Raw genomic sequence first — 20,864 nt, forward strand, 5'->3', positions numbered from 1 at the left:
AATAACGTTTCTCAAAGAACAAACCCGCAAGGCCAAAGCCCCGCGGGTATGGCTAGTCAATACTCGCCCGGCAGCATGATGACGTTGTTGCAGAAGTACGGTTTCACTTCCGGCAATGGGAAATCTGTATATGGTACAGATTGATCATACACAATGTGACCATTTCCATCGTCACAGGTGAGCAGGCAGAGGAGTCGGAATTCACTTTGAGCGTCCAGACCTGGAACTCTTCTGCAGCCACCGCGTTGACATGTGCTTGCGCAATTGCGATAGCAGCTAGTAGGCCCCCCTTGTTCTGCCAGATATTGCGCCCCCTCCGTGTACAGCACTTTGCGGTTGAGCGAATACCGATACAAGGTCTCGCTGCCAGAGAACTGGCGAAGAGCTTCGGCCGTTAGGGTTTTCGTGTTGCTCATAAAGGCCTCCTTATAATTGTTATCCCACGGCGGGGGCGAAGAGGCAAAGAGCCGCCGCATAAGCCGCGGCTGTCATAGCTTTTGGGGGGAGACCTTCAGGGGAAACCAAACAAGAGTCATTGACAGCAAGGCGCGGTGGCTAGAATGCCGATACCCCGCCCGCTGGGGGTACGTGAGGAGGCCGGGAACACAAAAACCCGTAAACATGAGATCGGCAAGGGGATAGATGGTGAGTTCACCATCGATAGGCAGGCTCTTAAGCTTGATATTGAAGCCGTTACCGCCTCGATGCGCCCGGGCGGGTTTTTCGGCGACCCTTTCAGATTTGGCATTGATGCACTGGTTGCCGAATTTGGCCTCTTTCGCCCAGACCTGGAATCAGACCCCATTTGAGTAACACATACTCCCGCCTGGCCGACTCCGCTTTCAGGCGAATCGCAACGACACTTTGCGTGGGGGAAATGTTGTAGTTCGCCTTGAATAAAGGCATCGGCTCATCAACCTTGAACTGCTGCGCGATGAGTTCCGGGGTTATCGTCTTTGTATACCTTCCGCACATGGTGGCTGATTCCCTAATTATACGTTTTTGAAAAACTCCCCTATACTAAAACCATGACCTACTACTCACAACCAAGGAGAAAATATTGTGGCTAGCGAAAAGGCATATGTTCCAGATTACAAAGATCCTGACACTTTTTACCGTCTTAATTTGCTCTTAGAGCGGAAATCAAAGAATTGTGAGGTTTGGGTTTACGATGGGAATCATCCTAAGCCTGACAAGATGGAGATTAAGGCAACGGCTACACTTACATCAGATGGCAAGGGAATCCACTTTGCAGTCCACGAGGAAAGCGGCAATTCTGATTTTCAGTTAGACCGTAGCAATGTGATGGCACTTAAAAAAATGTACCACGAGGACAAGTTTTAGGAGATAAACATCGTCTCCTGAATTCACAATATTAATACCGCACTTTGAAGACCTGTTCGGGATGGCGGATCAGGTATCCAGCATGTCCCATTCATCCCCAAGCATCCAGCGGAGGGCGGATAGTTTGCCGTTGAGCATTCCCCATTCAAAATCATCCCAAGGGCCTAAATTCTTTAATCCGTATTTCTTTTCGACTTTAGCGGCGGCTTTGAGTGCGCCTTCCCAAACGTCACGTTGAATAGGACGGCGAAGATGGTCTTTTACCGGAAATGTTTCCTTCTCGACGATCTTGATTTTGCCGAGTTGTATTTTTTGACGACAGACCTGGTGACGGTTGTACCAAACCTTTGTAGTAAGTTCCTCGATCGCATTGAGAATCTCAGTTAGTCGCCTCGGTTCTTCAATCCATTGATGCTCAATCATGAGATCGGCAAATGTTTCGGGCTGTACGCGGCGTAACGCCTCGCCGAGGGTGGTGAAGTAAAGCGATTTCGACCGTGAAAAATAAGCAACCAAGTCAGGGTGGGGGAGTTTGGTGGTAGCGTTCGGATGACTGAAATCTTTGGTGTTATGAGTGATAAAGGCAAAGCGGATGCGAGAAGATGGCTTCGCGGAAACTTCAGCATACATTTCGATAAGAAGTGCATCGTTCATGCTGTTGCGTTGCCTGTGAAAAGGGGCGCGGTTATCGATCGCTCGTTGAGCCGCTCGGAGCTTTACCGCGTCGGAAATATCAAGAACCGGCGTGCGGGCGAATAGCTTCTCAATCCGGTTAATCGTGCCGTTGGCCGAATCACCTAAAATGGGGATACGGTGATCGATTTCATTGAGCTGGCGTAACATCCTGGTCTTTTGCTTTGGGTCGGCAAACTTTTCGACGGCTTCTTTAACTCGCTTAAATGTGCTGGAAAGGCTTCGATTGCTCTCTTCGATAAGGCGGATTTTGTTGCGATCGAATTCCTCCACAACGGTGCGCGGGAGGATCAGGCTTATTTCATTTTGCCGGATGAGATCTTCGAGCGCGGACAGAATGGCCTGTTGCTGGTAATCTTTCGCAAGATCGAGCCAAACGCAGGTATCAATAAGAATTTTAAACAAAGAGCGGTTTCTCCATGAGGCCAAGGAGCAGTGTCTAGGCGACGGTACGTTCTAAATATCATCAACCCTGTAAATCAACTGCCTGCCGCCACTATGAAATCGCTTGCCATGTTAAACATGATAAAATAAATTGTCATGTTTGAGTATTTCAGCGGACAAAGAGTACAAACATGTGTGGCGGGCTCTGCCTCGATCTAAAATCTAGCACTTCGCCCCCTATTTCACTTCCTACCTCTTGACAAGACCTCAGTTCCTCCCGTAATCGACTGAACAAATTTTCCGAGGATTGCCCCCTCTCCATGCGCATCACCGCTCAAGCCCTTTACAACATCACCAAGTGTGCGCATCGCGTGTACCTCGATGCGAATGGTGATCCCAAGGACCGAAGCGAGGTCGGCTCCTTTGTCAAACTGCTCTGGGAGCTAGGCCTTCAAACTGAGCATGAGTACATTGGCACCCTCGGCGAGCTGGCCGTCTCAGATCTCTGCCAGTATGGAATTGAAGAGGCATGGGTGGAGACGCAGCGACTGATGCAGGAAGGGGCAGACCTAATCTACCAAGGGTGCCTCGTGGACGGGTCATTCGTGGGACGACCTGATCTGCTGCTCAAACGAACTGATCTCTCTTCTCGGTTTGGCCCGTATGGCTACGAACCCATTGACATCAAAGCGGGAAAGGGCTGGGAAGAACGGGATGGAAAACGGACACACTTCAAAGAACACTACGCATTCCAGATCCTCTTTTACCGCGTGTTGTTAGAGCGTATCCAGGGAACATCTCTTTCTCTTGGGCGCATTGTAAATGTCGAGAAACAGCTCGAAGAATTCACGGTCGCCGACTTCGAACACAACTTTCAAGAAGCGCTGGCCGAGGCGCAGCGCTTGATCTCCGGACAAGAAACATCCGAACCGGTCCTTGGGAGCAACTGCCAACTCTGCCCGTGGCATCGGCGCTGCGAACGTTGGGTCACCGAACAGGCTGATCCCACGGGGTTGTTTTTCGTGGGGAAAGTCAAGTTTCGCCTCAAGGAGGTCGGGCTCAAGACGATCCATGACATCGCGGCCATGGATGTGAACGAATATCTGAAACCGCCGAAGAAGATTCCACGCACCGGGAAAGAATCGCTGCTGCGGATGAAGGAGCGTGCTCGAGTCCGGTTGGCCGGGAAACCGGAGATTCGACCAGGCTTCACCTTCCCTGTACGGATTCGCGAGGTGTATTTCGACATCGAAGATGATCCGACGCGCGGCGTGACTTATCTGTTTGGACTTTTGATCAAGGAACAGGGGAGGGCCCCTGTCTTTCAGTATTTCCTCGCCAAGCAACCGGATGATGAAGAAGCGACCGTGCGAGCTTTTTGGGAATTCCTGCTCACGGCCGGTGAGGACGTATACTACGTTTATCGCACAAAGAACGGAGCACCCTCAAACAGCTCATGGAACGATATGAATTAGATCCAGCTGTGCTGGAGACGTACAAAGGGAAGGAGTATGACCTTTACAGTGATCTCATCGTGGCCTACTCCGACTGGCCGACCTATTCCTATGGGATCAAACAGATTGCCAAGCAGATTGGCTTCACGTGGCGCGATCCAGATCCGTCCGGAGCCAACTCAATCGCCTGGTACAATCAATACCTCGCGAACCCGACGGATGAAGCTCCTCTGCGACGGATTCTGGCCTACAATGAGGATGACTGCTTTGCGATGGCCGCAGTGAAGGACTATTTCGAACAGGCCCTCCGCTAGTTCGCGCAGCTGTTGTCCTACGGAACGTGAACGTTCTTAGCAGGCGAGCATGGCATGTACCCCATTACCAGTCTATTCACCTGCGGTGTGTTGGCGAACGCGGCCTAAACCCGTTTCATCAGCCCATGATCGCCCCACAATTAGTAGTCACTCGGCGACAGGACTCCCTGGGCTTTAACCATAGAGTGCTGTTCTAAACTGGAAGACGTTTATTACACGCTTTCCATAAGTTATAGCCGCAATCCCTCATCTGTATTGTTGCTTTCCACAACCTTTAGGCGTACGAATTGGCGCAATTTATCACCTGTAAGTCGTGACAGAGCTTGAACCATATGTCAGAGGCTAACCTCCAAACTCGCGTACTTCATAAAGCAACCACACCTCTCGAATATACTGTATATAGGGCCGGACTTGAATGGGACTTACTAGACCCCATAGTCATAGAGAAGCGCGATGACCTTAAGTCAGAATCGCGTTGGCACGACTGTGTTAGTCCATACCAGCACCAGGTCACAAATCTCATCACGTTTTGTCGCCGCCTCCCCGTCACGTTACTCGCCGATGACGTTGGACTTGGGAAAACAATTAGTGCAGGTTTGATTGTTAGCGAACTGATTTCCCGGTCGCGCCTTTCAAAATTCCTCGTTGTCTGTCCAAAGTTATTAGGACCTCAGTGGAAAGAAGAACTCGCGACTAAATTTGGCATCCCCTCGACGATTGCGACAGGTCGAGAACTCATTCGTAAAGAGCCAGAAGAGCATGGCGCCATCATAACGACCTACAACTCCGCTCGCTTGTACCTCGACGACATTCCACGTGACCGTTTCGAAATGCTCATTCTCGACGAGGCTCATAAGCTCAGAAATTTATATGGCGTAGAGTCTCCGCCACAGGTTGCTCGACGCTTCCGAGCGGCGCTCCAAGATCGCCGGTTTCGCTATGTCCTGATGTTAACCGCAACACCGATCCAAAATCGTCTCTGGGATCTTTACTCGCTCGTCGATCTGTTGACGGTCGCGAGGGGACATCAGAACCCATTTGGCAGCGAAGGGATGTTTGCCCGCAAATTTATCGCTGACAGCCGTGAGAAGGCGCGCCAATTGAGGCTAGAAGCAAGGGATGAATTTCGCTCCATTATTTATGGTTACATGTCTCGAATTCGGCGCGCGGATGCCAAACTCTACTTCCCCGACCGCAAAGTCCAGATGCATAAGGTTGAACCGACCCCGGCCGAGCTCGAACTCATTCGAACGATTGCTAAGCCGATCCAGAAACTAAATCGGCTGGCACAAATTTCTATATTACAGGCACTCACGAGCAGCCCTGAAGCCCTTAAGACCCAACTAGAGAACATGGCTCGAAATGGCACTGTTCCGCTTGAGCTTGCACAGACGGTTAGCACGCTCGTCACGCAAATGCCATTGACCGCAAAACTTCTAGGCTTGGAGGCATTAATTGACAGACTGAAAGGTGAAAATCCTGAGCGCTGGCGACTTGTCATCTTCACGGGGCGGCGTGAGACTCAAACGACGATTCAAGCCTTCTTGGAAAAGCATGGTTTAAAGATCGGAGTGATCAATGGGTCTTCCGGACCTCGTAACCAAGAAACGCTTGCCGGGTTTCGGAAAACGCCACCGGGTTGCCATGTAATTGTGTCGACCGAAGCAGGCTCCGAGGGCATCAACCTTCAGGTCGCGAACGTGTTGGTCAATTATGACCTGCCTTGGAATCCCATGATCGTGGAGCAGCGCATTGGGCGAATCCAGCGTCTCGCCTCTGACCATGCCAGCGTGGCTATCTTTAACATTATCCTGGGCGGGACATTTGAAGAGTTCATTGTTGGGCGGCTCATGGAGAAACTTCAATTAGCTTCACATGCGATTGGAGATATCGAGGCTCTTCTAGAGGCCGTCGGGATTGACGAGGGAGACGAGGAAGGCCCTACTGGTTTCGATGAGAAAATCCGCCAACTCGTGCTTGCTGCCCTTGCAGGAAAAGATTTCGAGCAAGCGACTCGTCAGGCCGAACAAAGTATTGAGGATGCAAAACAAACCTTGACGCGGGAGGAAGAAAACATCAATTCACTGCTCGGCGGAATGGATGGTGCCGCTTACGCCGGTCCACGAGCCCCGAGGCTACCAGTGGTCACACGATCGATGGAGCCGCGTGAGTTCACAATCTCGGCTTTTCGCGTCCTTGGTGCGCAGGTCACTGAGCTCGCAAATGGGATGGTCCTTGTTGAAGAGAATCGCGACCGCCAATACATCTCCTTTAGTGATCAGTCCAACAAAGAGATGAGAAGCGTCCTATACGAACCGGGGACAGGTCCATTCCTCGACCTTGTTCATCGAGTCGTAAGCTCTGCGCTGTACAATCTAGAGGACCTTGATAATCACCCTGCCACGCGTTGCAGTGAAATCTCTTCCGGTTGGCTTCAATCGTTCAATGCCTCGTTAACTGGCACAGATATCCAGACCGTGAGCCAATGCTTTGATGGGAATGCGACGGTTCGAGTTCGAGCTACAGTCGCGCATGACAGTTACGAAAGGCTTGTCGACGTGCGATGTTCTGGAGCAGAACACATGACCCCCTTTGTGCGTAGAGGATTCGATGCAATACCACACATAATTCAGTATCCACGAGACATAGGGCTGAAGTTGGAACGCATTGTAAGAGATGCCAAGAATGACTGTGGCATTTCCGAATTTTGCCGCTTTTATCTAGAACGACGAGACGAGGAGGTTCGAGCCGCGGGAGAGGATCGGCGAAGGGCCAAAAAGCTCGAAGATGAATTTACCCCCCGGCTTGAAATGAGCCTTGTCGCCTTAGAAGGGAAAGTCTATAGGCGCGCCGAGGTACAAGTTCGTTTTAAATTGGAAGGGGAGAAGGAATATGGGACCACAATAGCTCTCGTCCCACACGATCCGACTTTAATCGATGCCCCTCAGCTGATGACATGTGCCAAGAGCGGACGAAAAGCTCCCTCCGTATGCTTCAAGCAATGCGAAATTTCTGGCCAATCCGTACTTGAAGACCTGCTTACGCAATCCGATGTTTCTGGAAGATACGCCTTGCCCGAGTTTACAGTTCTTTGTGCATCAACCAAGAAACGGTTACTAAAGGATGAAGTGGAATACTCCGTGGTCACGGGTCAGCCGGTCTCTAAATGGTTGCTAAAAACATCACCTATAAGCGGGAAGCGAGCCGAGCCAGAGCATTTTGGCAAATGCGACTTTACAGGCATAGAAGCTCTTAATTCTGAGCTAACGACCAGTGAAGCCTCCGGAAAACGATATCGGAATGACGAGCAGGATCAATCCTCTTATTCCGGTAAATCCGGCCACGTCTCAGAATTTATAACTTGTGCGGTTACAGGACAGCGTTTGCTGGCTTCCGAAGCCGAGCGGTGTGAATCGACCGGCAAGCCTACACGTCCCGGTATTCTTCAAGCGTGTTCGATATCTGGCAAGAAAGTACTTCCTTCTCAGCTTGAGATTTCGACGGTGAGCGGCCGACCGGTTATGCATTGCTTTTTAAAGACATCGGCAATAAGTGGAAAGCGCGCAGAAGCAGAGCATTTTGGATGCTGTGATTTTACTGGGGCTGAGGCGCTGAAGACAGAGCTTGCTATAAGCGAAGTGTCCGGCAAGTGGTATAGAGCAGATGAACAGCTGCGCTCTGTCGTGTCTGGAAAGTATGGCCACAAGTCTGAGTTTATATTGTGTGAGGAAACCAGACAGCCGCTTCTCGTGCCGGAAGCCGAGCAATGCGCAATAAGCAATGCTTATGTCAGGCCAGGAGTCCTAGAAGAATGCTTTGTTTCGAAGAAGCGGGCCCTCCCAAGAGAAATGGAGCGGTGTGCGGCAACTGGAAAGCGGGCCTTACGAAAATTCCTTGTTACCAGCAGTTTGTCTGAGGCGCGAGTTCTAGAACAAGTTGCTATCAGATCCGCCACTGGAAAGCTTTGCACGCCTGTTGAAGCAGAATCCTGCCTATGGAGCGGACGTAGATGTCACCCCGAAGACCTTCGCAATTGTTGGCTGACTAACCTCCCCCTTCATTTCGAGTTTGCTACATCCGGAAGGCACCCTTCTCTTGAGGTACTTATCAATCTACTTGATGGCAACAGAAGAACGGAGGATGAACCCGAAAGATGGACTGCAATAGCCCAGAAACTTGAAGCCGCTTTGGGCAAGGGGCGATGCCGAATAGTTGCCACTTCACTTTCGCCAGATAAATTGCACCTTGCAGTATGCGCTGAAGTTCGTACGCTACTCGGGTTTCAACGCAGGCATGCCGGTGCGGTCTACTCCCTTAACGACAGTTCCTTTGTCGGTCGAGTCGCTCTTGGTAGACGCACATCCGCAGGATGGTTGGATGACTCAAGACAAGCACTAGCTTTATAAGATGGTTCTTAAGGAAGACAAACTTCGAGTTGTCTCAGATTTGCGCAATGAAGCTCTACGAAGAATCTTGAGTATCCTTCCGCTATGGACGATGACCCCCCATCTCGAATTTATTACTAATGACAGCTCCGTCGCTCGCGAGAATTATGTCAGCGCTCGATGCGGGATCGGTTCACGAAAACTGACGCACAATTTCTACGATCTTCCGTCGAGCATGACGAACTTGATGTCCCGCCTGGTTAACCCCGCTCAACAAGAATAACCGTCCGTTCATTGCACAGCTGGACTGATGAAACCAGTGCTGCCTGAACTAGATACCTCTAATTTAGGCAGCGCTCTTGGCTGGCCGTACCCGCACTTTTACCTCGACCCGAGACCCGAGACGGTTGAGAATCATGATCAATCGGTCAGCAGTGAAACGCCCGAGAGCAGCGTGACGAATGCGCGAAAAATCAGCCGCGGCGACGCCGGTCCGGGCATGGGCGTCACGGACTGTCAAACGTTCCCGGTCCAGCACCTGGATGATCTCATTGGCGAGCATCGCCTTGAACTGTTCAGCATCCGCATTGTTCCGGCCGAGATCCCGGAACACATTGCCACTACCACGTACGATTTCCAATTCCTCTTTCCGCTTCATGAACGCATCTCCTTCAAATTCTTCAGTCGATTCCTGATTTGCTCGATCTCGCGTCGTGGTGTCTTGATACCCGCGGTGGATTTCTTCTGAAAGGCATGGACCACCCAAATCTCATGCGCTAATTGGACTGCGTACACGACCCGGAACGCATCGCCTTTGAACGACAGCGCGATCTCAAACACGCCGGAGCCCAATTCCTGGAGCGGCTTCGCGAGATCGGCCTTGCCCCCTTCAGCCGCGATCGTCAGGGCTGTGAGGCAAACCGCTTGAGCCTCGTCGGGAAAGCGCCGGAAATCCTTCAACGCAGCCTTGACCCAGGATATCGGGCGTGTCTTCAGGATCTCGGCCATCAGCTACGCCGCACATGTCATAGGGTTATATGTTGTCATATCTGACAACAAGTTTCAAGCGGATACTCGGGAGTGCGTCCAGCACACAACGACTCAGATTCGCATCTTCTTGGCCAACGAGAGGGCTCTCCGCTGATCCATGCCGAGGTAGTGGGCGGTACTGCCGATGTTCTTATGACCGAGCAGATGCTGACAGGCCGCCAGATCTTTGGTCGCCTGATAGATCGCCGCCGACTTCGACCGGCGCATCGAATGGGTACTATACCTTTTCCAATTCAGATCCGCGTACGAAACCCAGCGCTTCACCAGATTGGCATACTGCTCCCGCGTCAAATACACCCCGGTCTTCCGATTCCCGATACTCGTCCACAGGAACGCCCCTGGTCCTTTGCCTGAAACTGCAATCCATTCAACAAGCGACTTGCGCGTTTGCCATGAGAGCGCCACCACATGACTCCGACCGGTCTTGCGCTGCCGGATCGGAAACTCCTCCACGATCCGCCCACGATGATCGGTGACTTGCCTAACACGCAAAGGCAACAGATCCGAGGCCCGCAACATGGTGTCGAGCGCCGTATTGAAGAGGGCCAGATCACGAATCTTCTGTTCGGCAGTCAATTTGGCACGAATCACGGCGGCCTGGGCGGCGGTGAGCGGGGTCATCTGCCCCACGGCCACACGTTTATTCCACGGCGGGCGGGGAGGATGCTTCACGAAGGGTTTCGCGGGCATGACCTGGAGAGTAGCACGAGGGCGGTCTTCTGTCTAATTTCTGCTTTTCATAAAAGCCAAAATTGGTTAGCGATAAGCATCTCTGGAGGTACGCTCCCCATAAAGCGAGACAGTTAAACGTAAAACATTCTGACACATGACGTCGACCTATCTTGATGATCTCGTGCCCATTCTAAGGCTGTCCCTTCCAAGTAGTCCCCCATCACTAAGCGAACTGCTCCAGTTCCGCATTGGACCGTTTGAGCTCGGCTACCGTCTTTTCTAGTTCTTGGCGTTCCCCACCAAGAGCCGATGGCGGTTCTCCATCAGCCACCCCGTATACTTCGTACGGGATTTCAGCCGGCGTGTCGATCGAGCCGTACTATGACAGAACACTGTTTGTATCCAAGGTAGCCGTACCGACGGTCGGAACTCGGGAGCCACGTATGCAGACGCGCTTTCTCCCCTGCACGACGGTCCCGACGACATGGCCCACACGGGTGGTCTGGACCAATGTCAAAACGCGAATGATTCAGTGACGAATCTCGACGGTCGGTTTCATCACGTCACGAACGCGTATGTTGCGGGCCCAGCGATTTTCCCGACGCTCGGCTCTGCAAATCCTTCACTCACGGCCCTTGCCCTCGCGCGCCGAACCGCGGAAGCGATCGTGCGCAACGCTCTTGGCGTAGACTCCGGTTTTATGCCACTTGGCAGCGGCGGCATCTCTGGCTGGAGAATGGCTGGTTCCGGCGGCTTCATCGAATTGGGTGGCAACATTATTGAATCGTTCGGAGGAGTTGGACTGCTGTGGTTCACGGGACAGCAGTTCAAAAACTTTATCCTCCGTGTTGACTGGCGTACCTCCACCCCGGATGACAACTCCGGTATTTTCATTCGTTTTCCCGACCCTGGAAACGATTGGACGATTCCGGTGACACAAGGCTACGAGATTCAGATCGATAACACCGGAAAGAATCCCGACACGAATCCGCCGAGCTTTGGAGATCCGCTGCACAACACGGGGACCATCTACAAGCTTGCTGGATCCACGGCTGTGCCTTCGGTCGGCCAATGGCACACGTATGAAATCGAAGCCTACGGCGCGACGATTACGGTTCGCCTCGACGGGCAGCAAGTGAGCCAACTCAACAACGCCAACCGTTCGCCGAAAGGATTTATTGGGCTACAAAATCATCACGATGGATCACGCATACAGTTCACGCGGCTGCGAATCAAGGAGCTGCCGTGATTCAGAAGGAGATTCCCATTCCGTTCCGGGCGTCGGTTAGCCGACCAACCACGGGAAGGGCAACAAGCATGAGCACAGTACGTATCAGCCGGGCGGCGCTGCTTCGCCAGTCACTGGCACATGCTCGCAGGGCAACGGCGACTGCGCCAGAATACACACCATATTGTGCGAGGCATGGGTATTTCGAATCGAATGCGGCGCGTCCTTAGGAACAAAGACGAGGTCACCGGATTTCACTGCATACGATTCCTTGCCGACCACACATTGGCCCATGCCTTCCACGAAGTACAGAATCTCGTCTGAAAGCGGGTGCCGATGTAACGGATTCTGTTGGCCGGGCGCGATGCAATACACGTTGAAATGCATGTCGGAGGTTTCAAAGAGTCGTTTGCGGATGAAGAAGCGATCTCTGAACTCCTCGGCCTCTCGCAGGGAAAAGTGTTTTTTGTCTTCACTGCCGATCGGTATCATGGTGTTCCTCCTGTTAAGTGAACCTGTGACATGTTCCCTTCCTTGACCCCTGTTCGAAACGCGAGCGCCGCGAGCACGACGAGCAGGGCGATAACAGCAAATGCCATTCGAAAATCATGGTTGTCGGACAGGCCGATGAAGAACCCGGCCAGCAGCGGCCCGGCGGCATGGCCCACATCGAACAATGTACCAAACGCTCCCATCGCTGAGCCGAGATGCGCTTCTTTGCAGAAGTCCGCCACCAGTGCGGCAGCAGATGACGTGACCATCGCTTCGCCAAGCCCAAAGCATGCCGCCAAGAGGAGAAGGGTCCAGTAATGCTGGGTCCACGGAATGAGCGCGAATGGAATCGCACACACGAACATTCCCCAAAACAACAATGGTGTCCGGCCTTGCCGGTCGGAGATTTTACCCATTAGCGGTTTGGCGCCAATGACTGCGAGAATCTGAACACCCCACAACGTTCCCGCCTGAAAGGCCGATAAGCCGCACACTGTCACCGCATACACAGGAAGAAAGGCCTCCAAGGCTCCGACCGTAAGGTTCTGCACACCTTCCATGTTACTGGTGAGCAGCACTCGACGATCCAGTAGAATCTCATGAATGGCAGTACGGAATTGCTTAAACACGGCTGCGACGGTCCTTCCGCCGGTGATTGCCTCATCTGCTCTTGGAAGAATCATCAGCGCGAGCAGCAGTGACGCCATCCCGCTGGCGGCCACGACGCCATACACGATATGAAAATGTTCAAGGGCCGGCCCGGAGTCGCCACCGAGGAGGCTCAGTAACAATCCTCCTAAAGGTGCTCCTACCAGATTGCCCAGGATGGTGACGGAGGAAAACCACGAGAGGAGTTCGGCCCGCCTGTCTCCTGCCATGCTGACCACAACCGCCATGACCACGGGGCCATAGATTGCCGTCGCAAATCCGTGGAGAAAACGCACGACGACCAGAACTTCGAACGAAGAAACCCAGAGATAGGCGAGAGGAACAATGGCGAAAACCGTGAGGCCCAGGAGCAAAGTGCGGGTCCTGCCGATCACATCGGAGAGGACACCTGCCGGCATTTTGAAGAAAATGCCGGTCACCGTTGAGATGGCCACCGCAAAGCCAATGGCCTCGGGACCGACGCCAAAGGAGGCGGCGAATAATGGAAGGACCGGTGTGCGGGCCAGACTATAAGAAGCTCGGGCGAGGAATCCGACCACACACAATCCGGCGATCGACGATGGGTTCGAGGACATGGGTCACGTCGTCTGGGCTGGGCGACTCATGCGTGACAAGGCGGTGAAGAGACCTTCAAACAATGCAATGCCGCGCTGCTCAATCTCCCTATCGGGTAATCCCGCTTGCAGCCACCCTTTCAGGATCAGTTCCAGACCCGGCGTTTCGGGTCGGGCATAACGGCCATCACGGAGATCAATTTCATGGACGATTTCTGCAAGACCCTGCAGGCCCGGTTCCTTCAGACCAAAGACGCTCATCATCGTTTCGAACGTGCAGAAATTCCCCTGATGTCCAAACTCAGCCTCACGCATGTCGAAGCCGACCTCGCCAGTCTCTAAGCGAGCTGCATAGCGAATTTCTGCCGTGGAATTAATGAAGCGTCGAATCAGCCACGCACAGGCCAATCGGTCAACGTGGGGACGCGGGCGCGTGACCCACCGCGCCTCGCGATAGTCCGCGAGCTTCTTGAGGGCAACCGGAGCCACCTTTGTATTGCCTTGCCTCAGCTGCTCCTGAATGCGCCGTAACAAGTCGTTCACCTTGACTGCGTTCGGGGAGTTGAAAAAGTCTACTTGGGCAATTTCCGCTTGCCGCTTGCGAAGCTTTTCCAGCTTCTCCACCCCTTCCGTGTGGGCGAGGGCCTTCTTGCCACGCCGCAGCGTTTTCTCTAAGTCTGCAGCTTCAACTTCGAGTTCGGCATACTTCGCTCTGGATGCCTCCTGAAACAACTCCACCAGCTTGGCATCGGGAAGCCCTTCAAACCGGTCGACTCGCATCACGACCGCGTCGCCGCCGATTTGCTGCACTTCTTGGGCAAGCCATTGAAAGGCTTCGACGCACTCATCCTGACTTGGCAACACATACACCCCGGCCTTCGCCGTCACGGCTCCCATCCGCTGCAAGCGGCGCCAAAACGAGACGCGGGCGCTCGATGCGCGTTTGACGGAGAGCGAATAGGAAAAGACGATCCAGCTCATACGCGAGTAGGAAATGAATTTAACGGGTATTTCATAGAAAAGCAACACGTGTTACAGTGTAGTTAGTGGCGGCCGACATCATGTTTCCCAATGCAGAACACATTGAAACGACACAAAGACGAGGCCTGTATGAAACCCTCCTCCATTGGACTCTGGTGCTGCAGTGCGCTGACTTTCCTGCTCAGTGCTACAACCGCGTCGGCTGCCGAAGTGCAGCTTTGGAATTTTGATGGTGACCAGCCGGGGAAAATTCCATCCAAATTCCACATTGGAACGCTGTTTGATGGGCGGCCAGCGGGCGACTGGCAAGTCACCGCAAGCGACAAGGCCACTAGCTCACCTCATGTCCTGGCTCAGCTCCAAGGGAAGGGGGCGGAGCATGCCTACAAAATATTTCTGATTCAAGGCACAGAGTCAGCAAATGTCGGTCTCAGCGTCAAGCTGTTGCCCATTGACGGCAAGGCCGACATGGGCGGGGGACTCATCTGGCGGGCAACTGACGATCGCAATTACTATCTCGCTCGCGCCAATCCTCTGGAACAGAACATCCGCATCTATCGAGTCGTCAAAGGGGTGCGGCACATGCTCCAGAATTTTGACCATGTCATTAATGTTCGCGAGTGGCACCGGCTGCGCGTGCACATGGAAGGTTGCAACATTCAAGTTTCCTTCGATGAGCGGCCGGTATTTAGGCTCTGTGACGAAACTTTTGATAATGGGCGGATTGGGTTATGGACGAAGTCTGACGCGGTCACGCATTTTGACGATCTACAGTTGGAGGTGATGCCATAACAACGGTGCACAGTGTCCCGGCTCACTGCGTGAGACAAAATGGCACTGTGCCAGTGGAATTTCTTGACTACACCAGGGTGATAACCCGTGGTGTCAGGGCAGAATGATTAATAAGATTCAGAAGGGGTTCGTCTAACAAACACAAAGGGAGAACACTATGAACCGCACTTGCACCAACATCATTATAAGCCTATTGGGAATGGTGTTCTTGTTTGCAGTCTCTCTTCACCCCGGCACAACCTTAGCTGGCAGCCTCGATACCAAAGCGATCGAACAGGCGTTCGGTAAGCCCGGCGAGATGAAGGACGATGTCTATAAGATGTCGCTGCCGCGCAAGGATTTGTCAGTCTCTCTGAATGGAGTCAAACTGAGACCCGGCTTTGCCCTGGGTACTTGGATTGCGTTCAAGCAGACTGGAAATGATGCGGTCTTGGATGGAGATTTGGTGTTAGCAGAACCAGAGGTCGGCTCGGTGTTTAAGAAGCTGCAGCAAGAAGGCATTGAAGTCAGTGCTCTCCATAACCATCTGATCGGTGAGACGCCCAAGCTCATGTTTCTCCACATTGCGGGCAAAGGTGATGCAGGGAAAATGGCCATGGCTGTGAAGGAAGCCTTACGGCTCACGGGTACGCCGATGGAATCTCAACCCGTCAAAGCGACCCCTACAGCCAAAGCGACCCCTACAGCGATGAGCCCTACCACTGAAGAGCATGATTTTGACGTTGGGATCATTGATAAGGAACTCGGCCACACGGGGAAACTCAAAGATGGCGTGTTGCACGTGTCAGTGTCGAGACCGGAAACCATCAAAATGCACGGAGCAACGCTGCCTCCGAGTATGGGCATGGCCACCGCGATCAATTTCCAATCGGGTGAGGGGAACAAGGTTGTCGCAACTGGTGACTTTGTAATGAATCGTGATGATGTGAATCGGGTCACTAAGGCGCTGGCCGAACATGGCATCTTAGTCACGGCCCTCCACAACCATCTGGTGCATGGATCGCCGGATCTGTACTTCATGCATTTCTGGGCAGACGATACTGCCGAGAAGGTGGCCAAAGGGTTACGGGCCGGCCTCGATGCGATGAAGAAAGGCTAGAGCATCATTCAGACGGAGCCTCCACAGATGTCTGAGAACGTCCGGAGGGGACTTCGATCAGCGCATCGATTATGTGCCTTTTAGAAAGACCGGTCGCGGTCTGGGGAATGAGTCTTCGGCGCAAACCGCGACCGCTCGTCGAAATAGCGGACGAGGTCCGCAGCCAGGTCTCGATCCTCGCCCCGGTCCGATCGCGCTAAGGCCTTCATTACCTGCTCATAATTCCGCATGACCTCCCGCGCTCTCCCAGGTCGTCGCGTCGTGCGCTTCAGCCGCTCAAGACTCTTTCCCTTTGTGCTTGCCTGATGAAGGTGCCGCACGGTCCAACGTTCCCGCGTCGGGCGGTGGAGACGGCTCATGGTGGTGGCGTCAATGCCATGCTCCCGCAACGCCTCGGCAAACCCTTCGCGCCAGCGTTGGAGATCGGGTTTGCGCGGATTCAGCCTGGTGCCCTCGAAACTCACGGCCTTCACCGTTAGATGAACATGCGGATGCACGGACGGGTGAGGATCGGGATCGGTGTCGAAGGTGTGCAGGACCATCACATATTGATGAGTCGGAAATTCGCGCTTGGCAAAGTCACGCGCCGCGCGCTGCACACCCTGTGGGTCGGTTCCCTCTGGCATGGACAGGACCAGATGGAAGGCATCACGGGCGTGAGACTGAGCCGGGATCGGCGTCCCGCCATGCTCCCATTCTGCCTTCAAGTCGGCCACCGCATCCTTCCCGCTGATGAGCTGGCCGTCCTCGTCTTCCACATCGAGCTGGCCGTTCCGCGAAATGTACGTCAGGTTGTTTGAGATCCCGCGCATCCCTTTCGGCGCCTTCGCGAGCTTCACCATCACTTGCGGCGCGCGTCGCACGAGATCATGCAGTTTCTGCCGCACCGCGGCCGCACGGGCCTGTGACGAGCTGAGTCGACTGCCGGTGCCACTCGCACGAAAAGACGCAGGCGAAGTGGACCGTTTCGGAGGTCGCGGAGGCGGACCGGGCGCGAGGTTAAATAAGCGGCTCCCCCACTCGTCGAGCGTCGCATCAATCGGAAACATCGGCTTGGTCATGGGCGCAGCTCCCAGCGTTCGAGACTCGCGCGAGTGAGGGCCGTGATCTGGTCCACATGGGTCCGAATCCGCGTCGAGAGGTCCGACAGCAGGGCGAGCCGCACCGCCGCCTGTTGGGCGGGCGCTTTGTTCACGGCGCGCGCGATCTGGTTGAGGTTTCGTCCCAGGGCAAGGAGTTGCTTGGTTGAATGGGCGACGGCCTGCCGTTCCGGGTCCGAGAGCGACGGCTGCCGCGTGAGCTGAACTCGAATCAACGCAATGAGCCAGTGCGTGGGGCGGTAGCCCTCGGTTTTAGCACGAGCGGACAAAGCCACATACTCCGAAGGCGTGAGGCGGAAGCTGATCTGTCGCGTCGCCCGTTCACCGCGCCGCGACACACTCCGATGCGGCGTGGCTCGTGGGCGGGGCACGCGCTGCAAGGTCTGACGCAGGAGCTGCCGCAGGGCGGCACTCGGCGTGAGCTGCTGCTGCGCACACCATTCGACCCACGGTTCTTTGAGATCACCGAGATCGACGGTCAGTTGAGAAGGACGTGCGCTGGGCATGGTCGTCTGCTGCCAATGTGTAGCAGAAGAGGCGCGACAGTGCAATGCAAATGCTGGCGACAGCCATATCCTGCCCAAAATCTTCAAATTCGGGAAACTGTGGAAACGGCGGACCAAGAACAGCATCGCCTGGGCACTGGCTTGGCTGCTCCAGTGCACAACGGAGGAATCATTGATCTTCGGTACGGAGCCGTGTAGGCTGATGCACAGTGCGAGCCACGCAAATGACGACTGCGCAGGAACAGACGATTCTTCAAAAACTTCGGCATCTTCCTCCCGAACGCGTCGCCGAGGTGGAAGACTTCGTGGATTTTCTCGCCCACCGTCAGGCCGAGGAGCACGGTCTGACTCAGGCCGCCGGCCAGTTAGCCACCGCCGCATTCGCGCGGGTCTGGGACAACCCCGCTGACGCCGACTATGACCGGTTATGACTTCGGGGATGTGGTTTTAGTCCCCTTCCCGTTTACGGATCAGTCCGCCGTCAAACGCCGTCCTGCCGTCGTAGTCAGCAGCCCGGCCTACCATCAGGCTCGCCCCGATCTCTTGATTATGGCGGTCACGAGTCGGCAACCCTCTCCCCTCTCCGTGGGTGAGGTACAGGTGCAAGATTGGCAGGAGGCGGGATTGCTCAAGCCGTCCGTCCTCAAACCGATCCTCACGACCATCGACCCAGGCCTCGTTCTCAAGAAACTGGGCCGACTCACCGCAACGGATCAAGCCGCGCTTCGCCAGGCTCTTCGGACTATGCTCGGGTAAGTCCTCGACACACGTCCGACACCCTTTCCGCACGCGTATTCTCCGAACGTAGGCCGATTACCCTCTGGACGTCGGGCATCTCAGCTCTGCCATGAAGCGGTTACGATCGCTCTGTGGTGCGGCTCGACGACCCGGCACCTGCGCCACATCAGCATGTGGCACAGCCGCAAGGGTCCTCGAGCCGGACTCTAACCCATCAGGCGTTTCCGCCCCTTTGGTTTGGTGGGGGGCAGGAAACGCGAGTCTTTGTGAAGAGAGAAAAGCGAGGAGAGGTGGTCTCCTTCCCCCACTCATGTTGGTCTTAGATTTCTATACACCTACTTGTGTGGCGGGACGGGGAGAACGACCAGTGGGATCAGGCATGGCGTGTCGCGCCCCGACCTTGTGACGGTTCATGAGGCGAAGACGCAGTTGTCCAAACTCCTTGCCGCCGCACCGTCTTGATCGTGGCCTTCATGCGGTCCCTCACATGGACTCCCCTGAGTGTGCTTCTGCTCCTTGCGGGAGTCAACCATCTCGTCTCAGCGGAACCTAGAGACCGTGCGGCGCAGCCATGATGATTCGTGACCAGGCGGCGCCGAGGTGAGAACGGTTCATTTCGGCTCCGGTAACACATTGGGATAGTGCGTGGCGATGATCCGGTTCAGCCGCTGAATAAGATCCGGCCTCTTAAAGGTCACATGCCCATTGTGATTTTTAAAGAGCCGAATGGAGACATAGTCATTCTCGGCGAGCTTGGGCCACTCTGAGGTGGTCTGCATCGCATCCGCAATGAGACGATAGGCACCAGTCCGGTGATCGGCCTCCGGCTTTCCATCACAGAGGTGAAAGACGCGGAGCAAATCGTCCAGATGATCGGTCTGCCGCATGTTGGCGCTGCCGTAGGAAGTCAAATACGTCATCACCATGCGTTTCCCGAATTTCTGCGGGAGATTGGTCTTGTAGTCCCACGAGAGGCGGCGAAAGCACTCAATCACACCCTGCTCGAACATATCCACGCGTGAGTCATGGAGCGTGGCGAAGGTGGAGCGAATGGCGTCACGCGTCAACGCCGGCACGTTCGCGCCGTGAATCTGCTCATCCACTTCCTTTCTCTTCGATGCGGACATGATCGAGCGCATGCCGGAATCGTGTAAGAGTGTGGTCCATCCGCCGGCATCGACACAGGCTTGGAACGTCTCCAGCAGTGTCGTTCGATGGCAAACTCACCCGTCATACGGAGGCCGTTACCTCGCCACCCTCGGGCCATCGAGAGGTCAGAAAATCCTAACCGTGCCGCAGTCGCAAGAGTGTGGGCCTGCTCGAGTTTGTCGAGTGCCTCGCGAAAGAGCGTCAGCACCGCCTCTCGTTGCTGCAACAGATTGGCAATGCTGAGGCTCGGAACCAGCTCATGCTCTTGTCCTGCGTCACCGTCTGGAGTCACAAAGATGGTGTCTCCTTGAATCGTCATGATGTCTTCCTTTCTGTTCCCGCTGTCGGGCTTTCGTATGGAATCTGAAACGGCCCGACCCAGGCGCCACGTTGAGCCTTCGCGGTGAGGTCGGCCAAGATCTGGTCTTGTGTCGCTGGATCGACACCCTGTCGTGTCCAGCGCTCACGTCATCGTCGTTCTGGATCCTCCATGATCGTCTCCTGCCTCATAAGGACGCCGTAATCGTGACGTGGTTGCGGTAGGCGAGCGCCCGTGGTCCCACGAGCACCCGATGTGCTCGGGAGCGCTGGGCTTTGTCCAAGATGTATGCACGTAACTCGATGCCGTCCCATGAGCGGGGAATCAGGTCCTGTTTGATGGCGGCATGGATGTCATGACGGATACTTCTCAACAGATCGCTCACGAATCGACGTTGGTCTCGTTTCGTCATGCGTCACGCTCCTTCGTGCCGAAAAGACGCCACGGGTGCCTGTCGCTGGCAGTCGTGGCACATCCCAAACGCCTGGTCGTCGTAGTCCGTGGCACCGTCGTCTTCAAGGAAGGACGTCCCCTCCTCGCTGAGCATCACGCGCCTGGTCGCGTCAACCGTAAACGGTCCCCAGCTCTGGCAATCCGGGCATTGCCAACCTTCTACGTCATTCGTATTCGGTAATTCGTCGAGCGTGTCCGCAATCATGCTGCTGTCCTCTCTTCCTCGTCCTAGTGGGTCTCTTGTCATGTGGCGTTCCTTTCCTGAATGTTCACTGGTGAGAAGGTGGTCTCACCTCTCACCGTGCAGCCAGCCTTCATCGGCGAAGGACACATGCCGCCCTTCCCCCACTACGACATGATCCAGGACACGAATGCCCAATAACTCCCCGGCGCTGACGAGTCGTTGCGTCAATGCGCGGTCCTCTTGGCTGGGGGTCGGATCGCCGCTGGGGTGATTGTGTTATGTGGCGTTGCCAGTTATGTGGAGT

23 protein-coding genes and 1 pseudogene are annotated in these 20,864 nt (G+C 54.6%); 11 read left to right on the forward strand and 13 right to left on the reverse strand.

What is annotated here, in order from left to right:
• Positions 1–56: 56 nt before the first annotated feature.
• A complete protein-coding gene (locus A4E19_00765; GenBank protein ID OQW36218.1) occupies positions 57–416 on the reverse strand; it encodes a hypothetical protein in 360 nt (119 codons plus the stop codon).
• A gap of 144 nt (positions 417–560) precedes the next feature.
• Between A4E19_00765 and A4E19_00770 the strand changes: the two genes are divergently transcribed.
• Both A4E19_00770 and A4E19_00775 read left to right on the forward strand, forming a co-directional pair.
• Positions 561–809, forward strand: a complete 249-nt coding sequence (locus A4E19_00770; GenBank protein ID OQW36219.1) for a hypothetical protein — start codon at positions 561–563, stop codon at positions 807–809.
• 253 nt (positions 810–1,062) lie between these two features.
• Positions 1,063–1,344 (forward strand): hypothetical protein, encoded by a 282-nt coding sequence (locus A4E19_00775; protein ID OQW36220.1) that lies wholly within the window; start codon positions 1,063–1,065, stop codon positions 1,342–1,344.
• Positions 1,345–1,413: 69 nt separating this feature from the next.
• Here the strand turns inward: A4E19_00775 and A4E19_00780 are convergent, their stop codons facing one another.
• Positions 1,414–2,442 (reverse strand): hypothetical protein, encoded by a 1,029-nt coding sequence (locus tag A4E19_00780; protein ID OQW36221.1) that lies wholly within the window; start codon positions 2,440–2,442, stop codon positions 1,414–1,416.
• Between the two features lie 299 nt (positions 2,443–2,741).
• Between A4E19_00780 and A4E19_00785 the strand changes: the two genes are divergently transcribed.
• The 4 genes from A4E19_00785 (at position 2,742) to A4E19_00800 (ending at position 8,857) form a co-directional block, all read left to right on the forward strand.
• Positions 2,742–3,896, forward strand: coding sequence for a hypothetical protein (locus tag A4E19_00785; protein OQW36222.1), 1,155 nt, complete (start codon positions 2,742–2,744; stop codon positions 3,894–3,896).
• An 8-nt stretch (positions 3,897–3,904) separates the two neighbouring features.
• Positions 3,905–4,189, forward strand: coding sequence for a hypothetical protein (locus tag A4E19_00790; GenBank protein ID OQW36223.1), 285 nt, complete (start codon positions 3,905–3,907; stop codon positions 4,187–4,189).
• 332 nt (positions 4,190–4,521) lie between these two features.
• Complete coding sequence (locus A4E19_00795) at positions 4,522–8,595, forward strand: hypothetical protein (GenBank protein OQW36224.1); 4,074 nt, start codon at positions 4,522–4,524, stop codon at positions 8,593–8,595.
• A 1-nt stretch (position 8,596) separates the two neighbouring features.
• Positions 8,597–8,857: a hypothetical protein gene (locus A4E19_00800; GenBank protein OQW36225.1), complete on the forward strand. Its 261-nt coding sequence runs from the start codon at positions 8,597–8,599 to the stop codon at positions 8,855–8,857.
• A 63-nt stretch (positions 8,858–8,920) separates the two neighbouring features.
• Here A4E19_00800 and A4E19_00805 read toward each other — a convergent pair whose 3' ends face one another.
• The 3 genes from A4E19_00805 to A4E19_00815 form a co-directional block, all read right to left on the reverse strand.
• Positions 8,921–9,232, reverse strand: coding sequence for an XRE family transcriptional regulator (locus A4E19_00805; protein ID OQW36226.1), 312 nt, complete (start codon positions 9,230–9,232; stop codon positions 8,921–8,923).
• On the reverse strand, positions 9,229–9,582 hold the full coding sequence (locus tag A4E19_00810) for a hypothetical protein (protein ID OQW36227.1): 354 nt from the start codon (positions 9,580–9,582) through the stop codon (positions 9,229–9,231). The genes A4E19_00805 and A4E19_00810 overlap by 4 nt, the downstream gene beginning before the upstream one ends.
• A gap of 93 nt (positions 9,583–9,675) precedes the next feature.
• A complete protein-coding gene (locus A4E19_00815; GenBank protein ID OQW36228.1) occupies positions 9,676–10,314 on the reverse strand; it encodes a hypothetical protein in 639 nt (212 codons plus the stop codon).
• Positions 10,315–10,780: 466 nt separating this feature from the next.
• On the opposite strand from A4E19_00815, the gene A4E19_00820 reads away from it, so the two are divergent.
• Positions 10,781–11,545 (forward strand): hypothetical protein, encoded by a 765-nt coding sequence (locus tag A4E19_00820; GenBank protein OQW36229.1) that lies wholly within the window; start codon positions 10,781–10,783, stop codon positions 11,543–11,545.
• Between the two features lie 84 nt (positions 11,546–11,629).
• Here A4E19_00820 and A4E19_00825 read toward each other — a convergent pair whose 3' ends face one another.
• Genes A4E19_00825 through A4E19_00835 form a run of 3 tightly spaced genes read right to left on the reverse strand, consistent with a single transcriptional unit; the run spans position 11,630 to position 14,211 of the window.
• Positions 11,630–12,016 carry a hypothetical protein gene (locus A4E19_00825; protein OQW36230.1) on the reverse strand — a complete coding sequence of 129 codons (387 nt, stop codon included), beginning with the start codon at positions 12,014–12,016 and terminating at the stop codon, positions 11,630–11,632.
• Positions 12,013–13,260 carry an MFS transporter gene (locus tag A4E19_00830; protein OQW36231.1) on the reverse strand — a complete coding sequence of 416 codons (1,248 nt, stop codon included), beginning with the start codon at positions 13,258–13,260 and terminating at the stop codon, positions 12,013–12,015. The genes A4E19_00825 and A4E19_00830 overlap by 4 nt, the downstream gene beginning before the upstream one ends.
• Positions 13,261–13,263: 3 nt before the next feature.
• Positions 13,264–14,211 carry a hypothetical protein gene (locus A4E19_00835; protein ID OQW36248.1) on the reverse strand — a complete coding sequence of 316 codons (948 nt, stop codon included), beginning with the start codon at positions 14,209–14,211 and terminating at the stop codon, positions 13,264–13,266.
• A 138-nt stretch (positions 14,212–14,349) separates the two neighbouring features.
• On the opposite strand from A4E19_00835, the gene A4E19_00840 reads away from it, so the two are divergent.
• Positions 14,350–15,012, forward strand: coding sequence for a hypothetical protein (locus A4E19_00840; GenBank protein ID OQW36232.1), 663 nt, complete (start codon positions 14,350–14,352; stop codon positions 15,010–15,012).
• Positions 15,013–15,169: 157 nt separating this feature from the next.
• Positions 15,170–16,111, forward strand: a complete 942-nt coding sequence (locus tag A4E19_00845) for a hypothetical protein (protein ID OQW36233.1) — start codon at positions 15,170–15,172, stop codon at positions 16,109–16,111.
• Between the two features lie 80 nt (positions 16,112–16,191).
• On the opposite strand, the gene A4E19_00850 is transcribed toward A4E19_00845, so the two are convergent.
• Both A4E19_00850 and A4E19_00855 read right to left on the reverse strand, forming a co-directional pair.
• Entirely contained in the window at positions 16,192–17,172 is a 981-nt protein-coding gene (locus A4E19_00850; protein ID OQW36234.1) for a hypothetical protein, read from the reverse strand.
• Entirely contained in the window at positions 17,169–17,876 is a 708-nt protein-coding gene (locus A4E19_00855; GenBank protein ID OQW36235.1) for a hypothetical protein, read from the reverse strand. The genes A4E19_00850 and A4E19_00855 overlap by 4 nt, the downstream gene beginning before the upstream one ends.
• Positions 17,877–17,941: 65 nt before the next feature.
• Between A4E19_00855 and A4E19_00860 the strand changes: the two genes are divergently transcribed.
• Positions 17,942–18,148 carry a toxin-antitoxin system, antitoxin component, Xre family protein gene (locus A4E19_00860; protein ID OQW36236.1) on the forward strand — a complete coding sequence of 69 codons (207 nt, stop codon included), beginning with the start codon at positions 17,942–17,944 and terminating at the stop codon, positions 18,146–18,148.
• Positions 18,135–18,473 carry a hypothetical protein gene (locus tag A4E19_00865; GenBank protein ID OQW36237.1) on the forward strand — a complete coding sequence of 113 codons (339 nt, stop codon included), beginning with the start codon at positions 18,135–18,137 and terminating at the stop codon, positions 18,471–18,473. Before A4E19_00860 ends, A4E19_00865 begins: the two co-directional genes overlap by 14 nt.
• Before the next feature lie 593 nt (positions 18,474–19,066).
• Here A4E19_00865 and A4E19_00870 read toward each other — a convergent pair.
• The 3 genes and pseudogenes from A4E19_00870 to A4E19_00880 all read right to left on the reverse strand — a co-directional run bounded on the left by A4E19_00870 (position 19,067) and on the right by A4E19_00880 (position 20,623).
• Positions 19,067–19,923 (reverse strand): annotated as a pseudogene (locus A4E19_00870) (hypothetical protein).
• A gap of 187 nt (positions 19,924–20,110) precedes the next feature.
• A complete protein-coding gene (locus A4E19_00875) occupies positions 20,111–20,335 on the reverse strand; it encodes a hypothetical protein (protein ID OQW36238.1) in 225 nt (74 codons plus the stop codon).
• A 3-nt stretch (positions 20,336–20,338) separates the two neighbouring features.
• Positions 20,339–20,623, reverse strand: coding sequence for a hypothetical protein (locus A4E19_00880; GenBank protein OQW36239.1), 285 nt, complete (start codon positions 20,621–20,623; stop codon positions 20,339–20,341).
• Positions 20,624–20,864: the final 241 nt, after the last annotated feature.

This window comes from Nitrospira sp. SG-bin1 (assembly GCA_002083365.1).
Classification (GTDB): Bacteria; Nitrospirota; Nitrospiria; order Nitrospirales; family Nitrospiraceae; genus Nitrospira_D.

Coding starts and splice junctions, on each gene's coding strand:
- A4E19_00765 (OQW36218.1), bottom strand. CDS start 416: ATGAGCAACACGAAAACCCTAACGGCCGAAGCTCTTCGCCAGTTCTCT.
- A4E19_00770 (OQW36219.1), top strand. CDS start 561: ATGCCGATACCCCGCCCGCTGGGGGTACGTGAGGAGGCCGGGAACACA.
- A4E19_00785 (OQW36222.1), top strand. CDS start 2,742: ATGCGCATCACCGCTCAAGCCCTTTACAACATCACCAAGTGTGCGCAT.
- A4E19_00795 (OQW36224.1), top strand. CDS start 4,522: ATGTCAGAGGCTAACCTCCAAACTCGCGTACTTCATAAAGCAACCACA.
- A4E19_00800 (OQW36225.1), top strand. CDS start 8,597: ATGGTTCTTAAGGAAGACAAACTTCGAGTTGTCTCAGATTTGCGCAAT.
- A4E19_00805 (OQW36226.1), bottom strand. CDS start 9,232: ATGAAGCGGAAAGAGGAATTGGAAATCGTACGTGGTAGTGGCAATGTG.
- A4E19_00810 (OQW36227.1), bottom strand. CDS start 9,582: ATGGCCGAGATCCTGAAGACACGCCCGATATCCTGGGTCAAGGCTGCG.
- A4E19_00815 (OQW36228.1), bottom strand. CDS start 10,314: ATGCCCGCGAAACCCTTCGTGAAGCATCCTCCCCGCCCGCCGTGGAAT.
- A4E19_00820 (OQW36229.1), top strand. CDS start 10,781: ATGGCCCACACGGGTGGTCTGGACCAATGTCAAAACGCGAATGATTCA.
- A4E19_00825 (OQW36230.1), bottom strand. CDS start 12,016: ATGATACCGATCGGCAGTGAAGACAAAAAACACTTTTCCCTGCGAGAG.
- A4E19_00830 (OQW36231.1), bottom strand. CDS start 13,260: ATGTCCTCGAACCCATCGTCGATCGCCGGATTGTGTGTGGTCGGATTC.
- A4E19_00840 (OQW36232.1), top strand. CDS start 14,350: ATGAAACCCTCCTCCATTGGACTCTGGTGCTGCAGTGCGCTGACTTTC.
- A4E19_00845 (OQW36233.1), top strand. CDS start 15,170: ATGAACCGCACTTGCACCAACATCATTATAAGCCTATTGGGAATGGTG.
- A4E19_00850 (OQW36234.1), bottom strand. CDS start 17,172: ATGACCAAGCCGATGTTTCCGATTGATGCGACGCTCGACGAGTGGGGG.
- A4E19_00860 (OQW36236.1), top strand. CDS start 17,942: ATGACGACTGCGCAGGAACAGACGATTCTTCAAAAACTTCGGCATCTT.
- A4E19_00865 (OQW36237.1), top strand. CDS start 18,135: ATGACCGGTTATGACTTCGGGGATGTGGTTTTAGTCCCCTTCCCGTTT.
- A4E19_00875 (OQW36238.1), bottom strand. CDS start 20,335: ATGACGAAACGAGACCAACGTCGATTCGTGAGCGATCTGTTGAGAAGT.
- A4E19_00880 (OQW36239.1), bottom strand. CDS start 20,623: ATGACAAGAGACCCACTAGGACGAGGAAGAGAGGACAGCAGCATGATT.